Genomic DNA, 17486 nt, shown 5'->3' with positions numbered 1-17486 from the left:
AATTGTTTATCAAAAGCATATTTGTTATTATGTGGTATGCAAACCAATAGATAAACGATATAGACGGGGGTCAATATGGATAATGGTAAACGCAGCATCTTTCTGGTTTTAAAAGAGGTTTTAATTGGACTGCTACTAGTTGCGGTAGTTGCATGGATTGGCATTGCGGATTATACTGATTTGCTAGCGGATGAACAACAAGAGCTGACTGCTGAAAGTGTTAAACCTATAAGTGCGGTTGCAACTAATTCGAAAGAGATTAGTCGTACATACTCTAACTTTGATGGGGATACTTTTATACTTGAGAGAATCATTGATGTTGACCAGGTGATAGAAATTCCAGAAGGTAGCATACGAATTCTTTCATTAGGGTATTCGGAAGAAATTGCTGTGATAAAGTTTGAAGACATACTTGATAAGTCTTATGCTAATATGTTCCCATCAATTGAAATTAAGGATGATAAGGGTAACATTGGACAGATGATGGGGATGCATAGTTTTGCAGATAGCATTATTCATGATGGCGAAATCATATTTGACCAGTGGCAGATTGACACTAAGTCGATTTCAATATCTATACCAGACTATAGGATTAGTGAACTAAAAGAAGTTGGAAAACTTGTAGAAGACACATTGACGATCGAGTATCAAGGTCATGTATTCGAACTTGTTAGAGAAGGGAATTCAGTTCGGTTGACATGTGAAGAAGAAATTTACGCATCAGACTTTCCTGACTTTATGTCTTATGATGGGCAGGAGTGGAATAGGTTACATTCAGATAAATATATGCTAGATCGAATTATTATTAGCAGCTTTGAGCTAAAAAAGTTATTGGGCGATCTACCGGATACTTTTACGAATGCTGATTATGAAATGGTTAAGGAGTATGCTAAAAATGTAAAGAATGCTGATGTTGATATCAGTTAAATTGAGTTTATGTTGAATCAGTACCAAAAAGGTGAGGATTTAGATCTTTACAGAAATGATAAGATAAAAACGGATAAAATCACTTTTGAAGTTTATGATCTGTCACAATTTGATAATGAGCTAGCGATTAGTAACTCTGATTTTAAAAAGAATCATAATGCTGAAGTCTTGCTGATTAGGGTTAATTAGCATTATAAACTCATCTGAAAATCACATGAGTTTCAGATTGTTGACTTTTGATTATTTCACGCTAAAGGCACCACTGATTTGCTCGTAAGAGCACCGGTGATATTCTGTTTGATTTTTCGTTTTATGGAAGCAGTAAAGAAATGTCGAACTTAGTTTTGACACCTTACCAAGGGAACTTTCCACCTGAAATTAGATGGGAAATGTTAGAGGATCAAATGTTGTCTGATCATATGCTAGATTGTGAAGAAGAGTTGCCCTATTTGGTCGAGGCTACTGGTCACCAGAACTTAGCGTATGGGACTCAGAACCTAGGGTTATCAAGGCTTAGACAACTAGAAAATGCAGTAATTGTTAAGCGAATAGCTGTTGACTAAGAAGGGGTTTTATGGAATAATCGGTCACTGGTTCTCTCACGCCGAATGACAGTGCTACACCGCAAAAAAAAGGATGTCCATCATGGAGTCATCCTTTTTTCTTTGAGTACATCGCTTTATCGGCGGCTTTGATAATTTCTTCACTGGTCTTATCATCACTAGCTACTACACCAATTGACAGCGATATTGGCTGTTCTGTAATCGCTTTGATCGATTGATTGAAGTTGGTTGAAATTCTTTTGGCTATCACAGAAGCATCCTCGACTTTTGTATGGGGAAGAAGAATCATAAATTCGTCCCCTCCGTATCTGCCTGCGATATCATACTCACGTAACCCGTCATTAATTAACTTGCCTAGCATAATCAGCACTTCATCGCCAACCATATGACCTTCGATATCATTGACGAGCTTAAAGTGGTCGATATCGATAAATAATACGCTAAAAGACTCATGATGGCGTCGGGTCTCACTGACTAATTGACTTATGGATTCAATCAAGTATCTACGATTATTGAGGCGGGTCAAGTCATCGAAAACCGAAAGGCGATAGTGTTCTTCTTGGAAACTAATATAGTTTTTTTTGAAAGTGATGCCTATACCCAGCAGCATGATATACACAATGATGTAATGGATGAGATTGCTAAAAATCAACTCTTGAGGTAGATCGACTTCCATAAACACAATCAAATTGAAGTGCTCTAAAAGCATGAGCAGTGCCACAATACACATTGTGGCAACCGACAAGATTGTCGCCCATACTTGATCTAAAACCAGAGCGCACAATATGATGAAAGCTGCCATATAAACAGGCTGAGCTCCAAAGGCACCTTTTGATGTGAACCACACAAGGGGAAGAATCACAAAGCAAAATACAATAAATAACCATTTGATGATCAGCTTGTTGGTTCGCCATTTTTTATGGGTAGTCGCAAGCGCTGTTAACATGATGACCACTGCACTATTGGACAAAATGAGACTTAGCGGTGCTCGTGTCACAAGGTTTTCAACGATCGCAAGATAGATTGCAAACGTGATAATCCTAAGGGCAACTTGGGTAATCCTTTCATCTAACTCTTGTATTGGATTTGCTACCATTGTGATACCTCTCTTTACCGCTTCATGAGTTTTTGTTTACCAGAGTATGGCCACAGACCGCTTACCTGCGATTGTATTATCAAAAATGAGTTTGCCTTTAGCTTGTACAATGCCTGCACATACATGAAGAGGAAGTAAGTGTTCTTCTCTTGGATGGCAGTATCTAGCCGATGGCGCTTTTTGCCATGCTATAAGGTTGGCTTCACGTGTCGTCTGATCGTAATCACCTGTGGTTGTGTCGATCAGCCAGTCCTGAAACTGATCGTTACGTGGATCTTCTTCAGGTGGCTCACCAAAACCAAATGCCCTTAAATTGTGGAATGAAAATCCGGAACCGATGATAAGAAGGGGTTCTTCTAGTAGTTGTGACAGGGCCTTACCAAGGTTGATATGCTCTTTGGCATCAAGGTTGTGAAGTAGCGACACTTGAACGACCGGTATGTCGGCTTTTGGATACATCAGCATTAGGGGGATAAAGACTCCGTGGTCATATCCACGACTGCTGTTGTACTTATAGGGAATACCTTGTTGAGACAATAAACTCGTGATGAGCTGCGCCGTTGACATTTGGGTTTTAAGGGGATAGTCAAGTGCGTAGGTTGATTCAGGAAATCCATAGTAGTCATAATATAGTCCAGGTGCTTTATTTGTAAGCAGTGTGGCGACGTCTTCTTCCCAGTGTGCACTAATAACCACAATCGCTTCTGGGCGTTTAAGCTGTGCAGGCAGTTTTTTCATGAACTCTATCATATGTTTATGTGATGGGTCGTTTAAAAGCGGCATAGGGCCACCGCCGTGTGATAAGTAAATTACTTGAGCTTTATTATTGTTCATCGTTAACCTCCTTAGACAGTTGATACCCAAAAGGTGAATTTACAAGCATGTGTTAAGGGTATCAGGTATTCGAAGGCACTAAAAACCACGAACTAAATCCCAACCCGAACCAGATTCCCTCTGGGACGCATATTTTACTAATCAACAAGTCTGCAACTTGCAGACTTGTTTTGCGTCTATTGGAATTTTATCTGATATACTTATTATAAGTAAGTTGAAGCAATATAGTGTTCTTAACGTGTTGATAAAGTAAATAATGAACAATGAAGTTGTTGGAGGTAAAAAATGGATCAGGAGACTGCAATTAAGTTGTTTGAGGATAGAAGAGTTCGAATTTTATGGGATGATGAACAAGAAAAATAAATTTTTTCTATTATTGATGTTGTAGGTGTGCTAAGTGAAAGTGCGAATCCAAGGAAATACTGGAGTGTACTAAAAACAAGACTTAAAGCTGAAGGAAGTCAACTGGCTACAAATTGTAGCCAGTTGAAAATGGGAAAAAATGCAAAGGCAATTAGTGAGATTGAATAGAGTAACTTCAATCATCACCGATTAGTATTATATGGTTATAGTTGAAATGGAGTGAGGTTAAGTGATGAATTATGACTAGTTGTATAAAAAATATATGATTCTTGAGGAAGAGAATGAGCGGTTGAAAGAAGAACTTCAGCAGCTGAGAGTCAAACTTGTGCTTGAAAAACCTGAAGCTTATTCTATTGATATCGATTACCTACCTAAAGAAGACATTTTAGAACAACCTGATAAATTTATTACTCAAAGTAGCTCTAGTAAAGAGAAAATCGAATTGTTTCAGTCTCTATTTAAGGGAAGAACAGATGTCTGTGCAAAGAGATGGAAAAACAAGCCTGGTTACTCACCTTATTGTTACAACGATTTTAAGCCTGGAATATGTAATAAACCTAAGATTAAATGCAGTGAGTGCAAAAGCAGTCATTTTGCACCACTGAATGAAGATCAGCTAAAGAACCATCTATTAGGCAAGTATGTGCTAGGGCTCTATCCAATGACGACAAAGGATACCTGTTTTCTTCTTGCCATGGATTTTGACGAGTCTACATGGGGTGAAGATATCAAAGTTGTTATGAACGTTTGCCATGGCAATAATATTCCAGTTTATGCTGAACGATCGCGTTCTGGAGATGGGTGTCATTTATGGTTCTTCTTCGAGGGAGAAATCAAAGCATCTCTTGCGCGGAAATTTGGAACACATCTTTTAAATCTTGCTATGCAAGAGTGCGGGAATATTAAGTTTGATTCCTATGATAGATTATTCCCAAGTCAGGACTTTTTACAGAAAGAGGGTTTTGGAAATCTTATTGCGCTTCCTTTGCAAAAAGAAGCAAGAGAACTATGCAATTCTGAGTTTATTGATATGAACTTGAATGTAATTAGCGATCAATGGCGCTACTTATCGCAAATTAAAAGGATTTCAGAGGAATTTGTAACAGGATTTTGCAAGAGGATAAGGGAAATAGAAACAAGTAATGACAATAAAATTATAGATAAGGTAAAAAACACGCTTTCTGTTAATAAGAGCGATTTTCCTGAAACTGTTATATTACATAGAAGTAAAGGTATATTGATTTCGAAAGAAGGTTTGTCACCCAAAGCTTTATTTTCAATTAGAAGGCTTGCATCCTATGCCAATCCAGAATTTTATTCAAAGCAAGCAATGCGTCAGTCAACATTTGGTACACCTCGCATTACTGCTATTTACGACGAAGATTCTGATAGTATTAACTTGCCAAGAGGAGTGGAATCTAATTTAGTGGATAGTCTTTCTTCAGCTGAAGTTAAATACACTTTAGTTAATGAAAGAAATGATGGTAGAGAAATAAAAGTTGTTTTTAAAGGTCAACTTACAGATCACCAGAGTGAAGCATTTGAAGAACTCAGTAAGCATCAAGATGGGGTATTATCCGCTACAACAGGATTTGGTAAGACGGTTATCGGAGCAAAGTTGATTGCTGAAAAACCACGTAAGAATAGTTCAATAATCGGACAACTTGGTGGTGGTAAAAAAACGATTCACGGAATTGTTGATATTGCAATTATGCAGTCTATGTTTGAAAAAGATAAAAGTGTAAAACAGATGATCAATCAATATGGTCTTATTCTGGTGGATGAATGTCACCATATTTCAGCCACTAACTTTAGTAGGATTTTAAGTGCTGCTGATGCCAAATACGTTTATGGACTTACAGCCACACCCATACGAAAGGATGGTCATCACCCAATCATATTCATGCACTTAGGACCTATTAGATACAAAGTTGATGCAAAGCTAGAGGCTAAGAAAAGAGATTTTGATCATTATATTGTTCCGAGATTCACCAGCACAAGAATGCCATTATTTAAAATTCTTGACGAATGGCACATTACCCAAGTCTATAAGCATATTTGCGAAAGTAAATATAGAAATGAATTAATTGTTACAGATGTTGCTCGTGTTATAGATGAAGGTAGAAATCCATTGGTTTTGACTGAAAGAACAAGCCATATCGATCAATTAGTGAATTTAATGTCCGAAAAAGATTTTGAGGTTATTGTTTTATCAGGGAATCTAAAAACGAGTGATAGAAAAGAATCCATTAGAAGAATTAGAGCCCTGAAGGATGAAGATCGTTTTGTAATTGTTGCAACTGGTAAGTTGATTGGTGAAGGCTTTGATGAAGCCAGACTAGATACACTATTTATGGCAATGCCAATTGCCTGGAAGGGAACAATTGCCCAGTATGCTGGAAGACTACATCGAAATTTCGAAGGGAAAGAAGAAGTTTTGATCTATGATTATGTGGATGTCCATATACCTGTTTTAGAACGTATGTACCATAAACGGTTGACTGCTTATCGTTCAGTTGGCTATAGTATAAGATCAAATAATACAGATCACAATATGGAAAATGGCATTTATGACGACACTAACTACTTTGAACATGTGATTAATGACATTAGCAGTGCAGAAAAAAACATGCTTATTTCAAGTCCATTTCTTAGTAAGAGAAAGATTAATGCTATCAAAGAACTATTGATTGAAAAGTATAGAAACAGTATTCGAATTGTTTTATGCATTAAGGCTTTAGATGAATATGCAGAGAAACACAGAACTTATATTTCAGAATTTGTAGGTGTAATTGAAAAAGGAGGCATTCAGGTTATTCAGTTGCCCAAAAACCGGTATAAATTCATGATTGTTGATAATAAAACTGTTTGGTATGGTGGTATCGATATTCTAGGCGGAAGCTATAATGAAAACTCATTGATTCGAATTGAGGATGAGGAATTAGCTAATGAGCTGGTTGGCGCAATCACAGAATCAGCATTAGAATAGAAAGTGAGGTATTGAGAACCCCCACAGCAAACTAGAACTCCTCTGGGGACAACAATGCGTCTGCAATTTACAGAGTCTTTTGTATATATTTACATATTATGTGTTGCACTTGATATAAGTTGAATTCGCACTACCCTATTAGATAGGGTATAATGTATTTAGAGAGGATTATATGACTAGAGAATCATTATGACTCCTGAATTTGATAAAGAGTGGACACGATTATGTTTAAGTGATCATGAATTACGTCAACTTCAAGAGGAAATATTAGCTAATCCACAAATCGGAAAAGTTATTTCTGGAACAGGTGGACTTAGAAAAATGAGGTTTTCAACTACTGAAGGTAAAAGTGGTGGTGCTAGAGTATTATACGTGGATATTGTAATTGCTGAAAGAGTATACTTGATAACTACTTATGCAAAAGGTAATAAGGAAAATATATCAGATAAGGATAAATTGTTGATTAAAAAGATGATTGAAAAAATTAAACACAATGAGAATTAGGAGGTGTTTTATGAGTACAAAAAGTATTCTTAAAGGCTTAGATGAAGCGGTTCAAATTAGTGAAGGTAAACTAGAGGCAAGATCAAATATACTTTCAATTACACCACTACATGACTACAATAATTATGAAATAAAAAATATTAGGACTAAACTAAATGTAACACAAGTTGCTTTTGCAGCACTTTTAGGTGTTTCTAAAAAAACAGTAGAAGCATGGGAGAAAGGAACGAACTCTCCTAATGGACCAGCGCGTAGAATATTAGAACTACTTTGTGCAGATAATGATTTAATGACTAAGTATCACATATTGAATCGATAGAGAACTATTTATGCCACTGACCGAGAGGCATCACACGAGCGTTTAAGAGAAATGACTTCGTTACTTCTCTGACTAAATAGTAATCCAATAGATGAGGCAGAGGTGTATATATTTTTATAAGCAACTAGTCCAATACACCGCTCGTAGATTAGTTAAGCGGCACAACGGCTAAAATCCCAACCCGAACAAGGTTCGCTCTGGGATGTGGTTTATTAGCTAAAACGCATTGAATATTAGGTAAAACGTGTGTATAATTATCTAAAAGAGGTGGTTTTATGCGCGTGAGTACATCCATTATTCAAAATGCATTCGGTAAGTACCTAAAAGACGTGATTGACGGTAAAGATGTTATTATCACAAAAAATGAGCGAGGCGTAGCGAAGTTAGTGCCTTATCAAGATCCCATGGTCACTATGGTGAGTGAGAGTACTGCTGAGTACTACTTGCATAGGCGGGTGACCTTTAGTGAGTATCTAGAAATATCTAATAATTCTGAAACGCGATATGAGTTGATTGATGGGGAGCTATTCTTAATGGCATCTCCAACCCATAGACATCAAGTGGTGATAGGAGAGCTCTTGGGGCAATTTTACAATTACTTTAAAGGTAAGAAATGTAGTGCACTTACTGCACCCTTTGATGTGCGCCTGATGAACGATTCTCTTAGATTTGAAGACGATCCTAATGTGGTGCAACCCGACATTCTTGTGATCTGTGACGAAGAAGCGATTGATGAGGCCGGAAAATATCATGGTGTACCTGCTCTAGTGGTAGAGGTTCTTTCTCCTTCAACTAGGAGTAAGGATATGGTTAAAAAGCTTAGTCTTTACATGCTAAGTGGTGTAAAAGAATACTGGATTGTGGATTTAGAACAGAATCAGATCCTAGTATATGCAATGCATGACAAGGGTGTTGAATCCCTAAAGGTTGTGGCAATAGGTGAGATGGTGCAGTCGAAGGCGTTTGAAGGGCTGGTTGTGGATACGCGGGAGTTTGCATGATCGAGTTAGTTCCATGATGCGGAGTAGGTAGTAAATATCAATCCCACACCGAACCTGGTTCGCTCTCGGGCACATATTTTTCCAATTAACCGTCTAATCAAAATGACGGTTTTTTTATGTTATTTCCCCAAAGTTAAATACTAACTTGGTCAATTTTGATAAAATCGAAGAAAATATTCGACGAGTTGAATCTTAGTAAAGTAAATGAGCTGATAATATGGAGTATGATATGAGTAAAAAACATAGGGGTCATTTTTGTAAAATATGCTGAGATAAAATTAAATGAGAGTTTTTCAGGTAAGGGGCATCGAAATCATACTTGTAAAATCTGCAATAAAATTCCTGCAAATGAAAGACTAGACTTGCAGCATAGGAGAACAATATATAATTTAGGATTATCAAGAAAAGATATGCGACAATTACAAATGTTTATTGATGAAAATTATTACATGTTTGATATAGAAACTGACGATTCTGATGATGGTGATGATATTCCGTTTTAATTTGTATATTAGTAAAATAAGAACTCTCTTAAGTGTTTTGAATAACACGAGTCACTCTGTACCTGGCTCGCTCTGCATAGAAAACTAAAGGTGTGACTCATCGAGCATCTTATTCACTTTATATTGAATATGAAAATAAAAACATGATAGATAGTGAGGTATTTAATGATTAAACCAATAACGATCACAGAACTAAAAAAAGAGCTGAAAAAAATGGAGCAATCTGAACTAATTGAGCTTATTTCAAACCTATACAAATCCAATGACAAAGTGAAAGAAATTATCAATGCAAAAGTTGTTGGAGAAAAATATCAAGAAGAGCTGCTTGAGGTGTATAAAGAGAAAATGTATGCTGAATTTTTTCCTGAAAACATGAGGAAAGTTCCATCATTTGTAACTGCAAAAAATATGATTGCTGAGTTTAAAAAAGTGGGGAATAATGAAATGCTTCTTGATTTAATGCTCCATTTTGTAGAATGTGGTAATGCGTTTACAATCGAGTTTGGTGATATTGATGGTCCCTTTTATAATAGATTGTGCAGTGTATATGAACAATTTATAGACCTGCTTAATTCGAAGGGGACAGAGGATTTGTATTTGAAATTCAAAGATAGAATAGACAATCTTATATCGAGTTCTTCTGGTATAGGATGGGGTTATGGGGATTTTATTTATGACATATCCTTTGAAATTGATTGGATTCAGGAAGAGATATAAGAAATCAATGAATCCCACCCAAACCAAATGCCCTTAAATTGTGGAATGAAAATCCGGAACCGATGATAAGAAGGGGTTCTTTGATTATGTGTCCCATATGGAACCAGGTTGGGTGTGGTTTTTTATTTTAAATCAACGGTTTGATCTTTAAATAGATTAAGCCGTTTTTATGATACAACCTATTTACCTTGATGGATACTGGTGATTGTTCGGAATCAAACTTGCAAAAAATCCCCTACTCTGGGTATCGAATAGTATGAATTAACCTTATAAATTGAAACTTAAAATTGATAAAAAGTAAAATTAAAGGACCAAAGTTTAACAGTGATTCAAATTTAATTTTAAAAATTATAAAAATATAATTAAGAGTGATTAAAATAAAAAGGCAGTTTACCGAATCTACGTATTACAGTTTCAGGAGGGCCATATGATTAAAAAAACTAGAGAAAACGGTGCCGCACACTAGGAGACTGCATAAGAGTGCCTAGTATGCATGAGTGGCACTGAAGGATAGAATTACATTGCCACAGTTATGTATTTATCAATAGTTATTGCCGCGGATTGTGGATGAGCAGTACCGTTTATCCAGTGCTACTTTAAATTGCAGTAAAGAAAGAAAATCGGTTGGTAATTGAATTAATAAATTGACTCTACTCCATTTTACTTTTAAATCCAAGAATGAAAGTTCATAATTTTAAAATAAAGAAAACGTTTTACTTGAAATCTAAAAAAAAGAAAGTTATAATTAATAATGAAATAACGTTTCACTTAGTGAACTTGAATAAAGAATACGCCATTCTCCATTTCAAGTACACGAATAAATGATTTTTAAGAAAGACTAATGGAGGGGTATAATGAGTGAAGTACGTGATTTAAAGATGAGTGTTGAATCTTCAGTTGACAATGTACCGAAAAAGATGAATGTTGACAAAACCGTGTTTTGGCCTGCAACGATAGTCACATTGATTGCTGGTGCCTTATTTTTTGTTTATCCAGAAGAGAGTAATGCTTTTCTTGGAAAAGTTCATGCATTTACAACAAATGAGTTAGGTTGGTTTTTCCTTGTTTTTACACTTGGATTATTGGGACTCTGTTTTTACTATGCATTTTCACCAATGGGGCATATCGTGCTTGGTGATGAAGGTGAAAAACCTCAGTTTTCTACAATAACTTGGTTAGGGATGATTTTGACATCAGGTACTGGTGGTAGTTTACTTTACCTAGGGGCTATTGAATGGATTTGGATTATGGGGGCACCACCATTTGGTGTAGAAGCTAACTCTTTAGACGCTGCAAGATGGGCTTCTGCTTATGGTATGTTTCACTGGGGTCCTTCTGCGTGGGCGTTTTACATGGCAGCGGCTATACCAATTGGTTACTTCTTCTATGCTAAGAAAAAACGAAATATGAAAATGAGTGAATATGCTAGACCACTTATTGGCAAACACGCTGATGGAATTGCAGGTCACTCACTAAACTTCTTCTACATATTCGGACTATTAGGTGGCGTTTTAACATCGGTTGCCTTAGGGACACCAGCAATTTCAAGTGGTTTTGCTTACATGCTTGGATTAGATGCTTCAAATATTGTAATTGATATCATTGTAATTGCATTATGGACATTCATACCAATCATTGCTTTGGTATTAGGGATGAAGAAGGGGTTGTCAATACTAAGTAATATTAACTTAGTTGGTTTTGGGATTCTTATATTTTCTATTTTACTTCTTGGTCCTACTTGGTTTATTTTAAACCAATCATCAGATGCAATGGGATTAATGTTCCAAAACTTTATTAAGATGAGTCTATCTACAGATGCAATTGGTAAAGGTGGTTTTCCACAGGGGTGGACAGTGTTCTACTTTGCATGGTGGGCTGTATATGCTTTACCATTTGGATTATTCATCGCAAAAATTTCAAAGGGTCGAACTATCCGTCAGATTACTCTTGGTGGTTTAACTGCTGGTTCTTTAGGATGTATGATTTTCTATATGGTTTTACCAAACTTTGGTTTAAACCTTCAACTTAATGGTACAAGTGATTTAGTCACTGTTTTAGCAGAAAAAGGACGTGGTGGTGTTGTTATTGAGATGTTCTCACATGCACCAGGTGGATCTTTGATGATTGTTTTGTTTACTATGATTTGCTTACTTTCTTATATTACTGGGCATACAGCGGTTGGATACTCACTTGCTGCTGCTTCGGAAAAAAGATTGTCAAATCTTCAAGATCCACAAAAGTGGAATATGTCATTTTGGTTAGTTTTAGCAGGTATTGTGTCATTAGGCTTATACCTTCTAAACCCATCAGCATTATATCCACTACAAACTATTTCCATTATTACTGGGTTTCCAATTTGTATTGCACTAGTGATACTAATTTTGAGTTTCTTTAAACAACTGAATTTAGATTTTCCTGACGGTGTACCATTTGTAAAAAGTGCAAAGGAAAAAATTTATGTAACTGCAGTAGAAGAATAAAATAAAAAGCTTCTCCCACAAGCCACTTTTTGTTCAGGATTTAATCTGTTCAACTAGTGGCTTGTTCCCTTAATGCTGTTTGTTCAATTGACAGAGTATGAACGCTATGATAACATTAAGTGATAATTTTACATAGGAGTAAATATGGGATCAAACGGAGTTAAGAAAAATCAATCTGTTGGAAAATTAATAGATATTATTGAAGTTATGGCGACTTATGGCGAATCCATTAGAATTAATGAACTTGCTGAAATACTTGATATGGCAACAGCTACTGTTTACAGATTCTTGATTACTTTAGTAGATAGGGGCTATGTTAAGAAGGATGAGGAAAATTCTAAGTATTTCTTAACCCTAAAACTCAAATACTTTGCAGATCAAATCAATGATAATACAAATCTGAGCCATATTGTTCAACCTTACTTGAAGCAACTTGCTGAGATGACTGGTGAAACAACTAGTTTGGTCATCATGGAAGATAACATGGCTGTATATATTAATAAGTATGATGGACCAAAGAGAATGGTAGGAAGTTTGCAACGAATAGGTAAGCGTGCCCCTCTTTATTGTACTGGTGTAGGTAAATTATTTTTAGCCGATATGACTTCTGATGAACGATTTGAAGCACTTGAAAAGAGCAGACCATTTGAAAAACTTACGCAAAATACGATTGTAGAAACGGAGTTAATTCGTTTAGAACTTGAAAAGGTAAAATTTGAGCAAATTTCATATGATAATGAAGAATGTGAAGTAGGGGCAAAATGTATTGCAGCGGCAATTCGTGATTATTCAGGAAAGGTTGTTGCAGCTATAAGTATATCGGGACCAACAACTCGAATGACTTCTGATAAGCTAAAAGTGTTTAAAACTGAATTAACAAGTGTTTGTATTGAAATTTCTAGTATACTGGGATATATTGAAAAAGTATAGGAAAGCAAAGTCATATGATTTTGCTTTCTTTTTTTTATTTTTGAAGCTTGAAAAAAATATTGAATTAGATATATAAAAACGTTATAATATAAATGAAACGTTATTTCACTAAGTGAAATTGGAGGTAATATGAATTTTTATACTGAGAAAAAACATAATGAGAAAAACAAAGAGTTACCTATTTACAAAAATGTAGATGTACTTGTAGTTGGAAGCGGACCAAGTGGTCTAGCTGCTGCTATTGCATCATCAAGAACTGGTGCTAAAACGATGATAGTTGAGCGATATGGTTGTTTTGGGGGCGTCATCAGTCAAGTTGGTGTTGAAGGTTTTGCGTGGTATAGACATACTAATACAATAGAAGCAGGTGGCATTGCTTTTGAATTTGAAGAAAGAGCAAAAAAAATTGGTGGAGAGTTAAAAGAAGTTCAATCAATTAGTCAGGCTCTTGATGCAGAGTACTTTAAAATTGTTGCTGATGAACTTATTGAAGAAGCTGGCGTTTTACCACTACTACACACAATGGTAGTAGAGGCTATACTTGAAAATGGTGTTATCAAAGGGGTTATCGCTGAGGGGAAGTCAGGTCGTTTCGCCATTATGGCATCTCGTATTATTGATTGCACAGGAGACGGAGATGTTGCAGCTAAAGCAGGTGCTCCTTTTAGAAAACGTGATCAATTACATTCTGTGACACCGCTATTTAATGTTAAAGGTGTTAATAAGCAAAAATTCCAGAACTATATTGAAAATGACTTAAAACCTACCTATGCTGATTGGAAGGGCGAATGGGAAATGTCTACAAATGGTAAAGAGGATCATTTATTCAGTCCTTACCTAGTAAAACCCTTTACCCAAGCAATTGCTGACGGTTATTTAGTTGCAGATGATATGATTGACTATGGGGGATCCTATAGTTCTGTAACTGATGAAGGTGATGTGACACAGCTCAATGTAGTTTTCATTCGAGGTGTTGATTGCACAGATGTAGAAGAATTAACACGAGCTGAAATAACTGGAAGGAAAGCTGTTCTAAATGCAATTAGAGTAATGAATAAGTATGTGCCAGGATTTGAACATGCTAAACTACGTAATTTTGGTATGACACTTGGCACTAGAGAATCAAGACAAATTGAAGGTCACTATTCTATGACCGGTGATGATGTAATGAATCAAGCAAGGTTTGAGGATTCAATAGGCATATTCCCTGAATTTATTGATGGAAATGGTATACTGTGGATTCCGACGACTGGTAGATATTATCAAATTCCCTTACGGGCTTTACTGCCTTATAAGGTGAAAAACTTACTAGTGGCAGGTAGAGCTATATCGGGCGATATAATGGCACATGCATCCTTCAGGAATATGAGTTGTTGTGTTGTGACAGGACAAGGTGCAGGTGTAGTAGCAGCACTATCGATACGTGATAATGTCGATCCAAGCCATGTTGATATAAAATCAATACACTGTGAATTAGAAAGACAAAAAGTGAGATATGAGTAATCTGAGTTTGTTTTCATATCAACCTAGGATTTGATGTAATGTTTATTAATAGGAGACTAGTATGAATAATAAGAGACAAACAATTGATGCAGCAATTTTTTTCCCTACCATCTCGATACTAGTATTGGTCTGTGCACTGATTGTAGTTTTTCCTGAAAATGCATCTGGTGCTGTGGATAAATCGCTAAGATTTATTACATATAACTTAGATTGGGTTTATTTAATTTCTGTGTTCATGACCATGCTATTTCTTATTTGGCTCGCATTTAGTAAATATGGTGCGATTAGATTTGGTGATAAATCAAAAAAGTTTAGTACTGCGAGTTGGGCTTCAATGTTATTCTGTGCTAGTGTAGGTTCAAGTATCTTATATTGGGGAATGATTGAATGGGCATACTACTATTCGACCCCTCCTTTTGGTATTGAACCCTATAGTGAATCTGCAGCAGAGTGGGCGGCCACTTATGGATTGTTCCACTGGGGAATAAGTGCTTGGTCAACCTATTGCTTAGCAGGTGTTATAGTAGGTTACTTTTTCTACTGCAAGCGAACAAAGATTTTTAGAATGAGTGAAACTTGTTTAAATGTCATTGGAACATCAAAAAAGAGCAAATTTGCTAAAAAGGCAATAGATATCTTTGTAGTACTCGGATTAATGGCCGGTGTTGCAACAAGCTTGGGACTGGGAACACCACTTGTGAGTGAAGGACTTCATAGGGTATTTAACATTGAGCCTTCATTTGTTATGAATGTCATCATCATCCTAATTTGGGGAAGTTTATTTGGCATTAGTGTGTTTTTGGGCTTAGAAAAAGGAATTAAAAAATTTAGCAATTTGAACATTGTTCTTGCAGCAATTGTTCTTACTTTTATCCTTTTTAATGGCCATACAACTTTTATTTTGAGTACATTTTGTAACAGTATAGGATTGATGTTTCAAAATTTTATTAGAATGAGTTTTTACACTGATCCAATCGCTAAATCTGGATTTCCACAGGAGTGGACAACGTTCTATTGGGCTTGGTGGGTTGTTTATGTACCTATTGTAGGTCTATTTATTGCAAGAATATCTGAAGGTAGATCTATAAAGGAAGTCATACTGGGTACAGTACTTATCGGTTCGGCCGGGTGTTGGATTTTCTTTGCAATATTAGGGAATTTTGCGATGAGTTTACAACTCGATGGAGTTGTTGATGTAGTTTCAGCACTAAACGAACATGGTGCTCCTTATGCAATTATGGAAGTATTAAGTGAATTGCCATACGCAAAAGTTGTAATAGCAATGTATGTGGTACTAGCCTTTATATCGCTGGCTACATCATTTGATTCGGTGGCTTATATGTTGGCGTCAATAACAACAAGTACTAAAAATGGATTTATGGAGCCTTCGCGAGGTTTAAGAGTGTTCTGGGCATTTGCAATTACAATTTTACCAATTGCACTCTTATTTTTGGGTGGACTTAAAACATTACAGATGTCCTCTGTAGTTGGTTCGATACCACTATTAGTGATTGTAGCGATAATGGTCGTCAGTTTTACTAAAGAGTTGAAAAAAAGTGAGAACAACTTAGAAATTGAGATATTAACAAAGAAGGAGATTAAAAGAGCATGAAAAATAAAGTAAATGTAATGATACCAGGTCCAACTCCTGTTAATAAAAGTATATTGGATCAAATGGGTAGAGAAACGGTAGCTTTTTTGGATGCAAATTTTGTTAAAGAATATAAGCAACTTATTATTGATTTAAAAAAGCTATGGCGTACAGACGGAGAATGTTTTGTAATTTCAGGATCTGGTACACTCGCGATGGAAATGGCGATTGCTAATACTACAAAGGTCAATGATAATGTCTTAATAATAAGTCATGGTTATTTCGGAGATCGATTTATTGATATGTGTGAAAGACGTCAGCTTAATGTAGATACGATTTCAAGTGAGTGGGGAAAAACAGTTGACTTAGATATTATTGAAAAAGCGCTTGCGAGTAAGCATTATGATGTAATGACCGTTACACATGTAGATACTTCAACTGGCACAAAATCAGATTTGAAAGCGATTTCAGAAATTTCAAAAAAATTCAAAGACACACTTTTGATTGTCGATGGTGTATGTAGCACTGCGGCGGAGAGAGAATATATTGATGAAATGGGTATTGACGTATTAGTCACATGTTCTCAGAAGGCATTTGGAGTACCTCCTGGATTAGCAATTTTATGGGCTGGACAAAAAGCAATTTTAAGGAGAACCTCACTAGGTAAAATTCCTGAATCGTACATTGACTTTGAAAAATGGATGCCGATTATGAACGATCCTTCAAAATATTGGGGAACACCTCCAGTGAATCTGGTATGGGCTATGTCAGAAGCGGTACGATTGATTAAAAATGAAGGTCTTGAAGAACGTTTTAACAGACATGAAAAAGATGCTAAAGCAATTCAAAAGGCACTTATATCACTTGGTTTTGGGATTCTAGCGGACGAAAGCAATCGCGCAAGCACCTTAACAAATGCTATATATCCAGAAGGTATTATAGATGCAGACTTCAGAGAAATTTTGGTAGATGAAGGAATCATTGTAGCCGGTGGTTTAGGTGCATTTGCAGGGAAATTGTTCAGAATTGGCCATATGGGTAATATTGATAAGCACATAATTATTTCAGCAATTTCAGCAATTGAAAGAGCGCTTGAGCGATCTGGTTTTAAGAACAAACTTGGTGTTGGAACAAAAACCTATTTAGAAGAAGTTGTTAAATAAAGC

At 36.1% G+C, this 17486-nt stretch carries 13 protein-coding genes; 11 read left to right on the top strand and 2 right to left on the bottom strand.

Annotated elements, in window-relative coordinates; genetic code table 11:
* The first annotated feature begins 75 nt into the window (after window positions 1-75).
* Window positions 76-927 (top strand): hypothetical protein, encoded by an 852-nt coding sequence (locus tag DWB64_RS13165; protein ID WP_129488708.1) that lies wholly within the window; start codon window positions 76-78, stop codon window positions 925-927.
* Window positions 928-1578: 651 nt separating this feature from the next.
* Here DWB64_RS13165 and DWB64_RS13160 read toward each other — a convergent pair.
* Complete coding sequence (locus tag DWB64_RS13160) at window positions 1579-2586, bottom strand: GGDEF domain-containing protein (protein ID WP_129488707.1); 1008 nt, start codon at window positions 2584-2586, stop codon at window positions 1579-1581.
* A 36-nt stretch (window positions 2587-2622) separates the two neighbouring features.
* On the bottom strand, window positions 2623-3420 hold the full coding sequence (locus tag DWB64_RS13155; RefSeq protein ID WP_129488706.1) for a class III extradiol ring-cleavage dioxygenase: 798 nt from the start codon (window positions 3418-3420) through the stop codon (window positions 2623-2625).
* A gap of 652 nt (window positions 3421-4072) precedes the next feature.
* On the opposite strand from DWB64_RS13155, the gene DWB64_RS13145 reads away from it, so the two are divergent.
* The 10 genes from DWB64_RS13145 (at window position 4073) to DWB64_RS13100 (ending at window position 17483) form a co-directional block, all read left to right on the top strand.
* A complete protein-coding gene (locus DWB64_RS13145; protein WP_164980410.1) occupies window positions 4073-6772 on the top strand; it encodes a DEAD/DEAH box helicase family protein in 2700 nt (899 codons plus the stop codon).
* Between the two features lie 189 nt (window positions 6773-6961).
* Window positions 6962-7276: a type II toxin-antitoxin system RelE/ParE family toxin gene (locus DWB64_RS13140; RefSeq protein ID WP_129488704.1), complete on the top strand. Its 315-nt coding sequence runs from the start codon at window positions 6962-6964 to the stop codon at window positions 7274-7276.
* A 10-nt stretch (window positions 7277-7286) separates the two neighbouring features.
* Window positions 7287-7595, top strand: coding sequence for a DNA-binding transcriptional regulator (locus DWB64_RS13135; RefSeq protein WP_129488703.1), 309 nt, complete (start codon window positions 7287-7289; stop codon window positions 7593-7595).
* Between the two features lie 275 nt (window positions 7596-7870).
* Window positions 7871-8596 (top strand): type II toxin-antitoxin system prevent-host-death family antitoxin, encoded by a 726-nt coding sequence (locus DWB64_RS13130; RefSeq protein WP_129488702.1) that lies wholly within the window; start codon window positions 7871-7873, stop codon window positions 8594-8596.
* A gap of 668 nt (window positions 8597-9264) precedes the next feature.
* Window positions 9265-9816 carry a DUF6155 family protein gene (locus DWB64_RS13125; protein WP_129488701.1) on the top strand — a complete coding sequence of 184 codons (552 nt, stop codon included), beginning with the start codon at window positions 9265-9267 and terminating at the stop codon, window positions 9814-9816.
* A gap of 854 nt (window positions 9817-10670) precedes the next feature.
* On the top strand, window positions 10671-12296 hold the full coding sequence (locus tag DWB64_RS13120) for a BCCT family transporter (protein WP_206736678.1): 1626 nt from the start codon (window positions 10671-10673) through the stop codon (window positions 12294-12296).
* 144 nt (window positions 12297-12440) lie between these two features.
* Complete coding sequence (locus DWB64_RS13115; protein ID WP_129488700.1) at window positions 12441-13226, top strand: IclR family transcriptional regulator; 786 nt, start codon at window positions 12441-12443, stop codon at window positions 13224-13226.
* Window positions 13227-13355: 129 nt separating this feature from the next.
* Window positions 13356-14729 (top strand): FAD-dependent oxidoreductase, encoded by a 1374-nt coding sequence (locus DWB64_RS13110; protein ID WP_129488699.1) that lies wholly within the window; start codon window positions 13356-13358, stop codon window positions 14727-14729.
* A 61-nt stretch (window positions 14730-14790) separates the two neighbouring features.
* On the top strand, window positions 14791-16341 hold the full coding sequence (locus tag DWB64_RS13105) for a BCCT family transporter (RefSeq protein ID WP_129488698.1): 1551 nt from the start codon (window positions 14791-14793) through the stop codon (window positions 16339-16341).
* Window positions 16338-17483 carry an alanine--glyoxylate aminotransferase family protein gene (locus DWB64_RS13100; RefSeq protein WP_129488697.1) on the top strand — a complete coding sequence of 382 codons (1146 nt, stop codon included), beginning with the start codon at window positions 16338-16340 and terminating at the stop codon, window positions 17481-17483. The genes DWB64_RS13105 and DWB64_RS13100 overlap by 4 nt, the downstream gene beginning before the upstream one ends.
* Window positions 17484-17486: the final 3 nt, after the last annotated feature.

This window comes from Fusibacter sp. A1, assembly GCF_004125825.1.
In the GTDB taxonomy this organism is placed as follows: Bacteria; Bacillota; Clostridia; order Peptostreptococcales; family Acidaminobacteraceae; genus QQWI01.
Note: the sequence above shows the minus strand (reverse complement) of the source record. Positions and strands in the feature narration are given on the sequence as shown.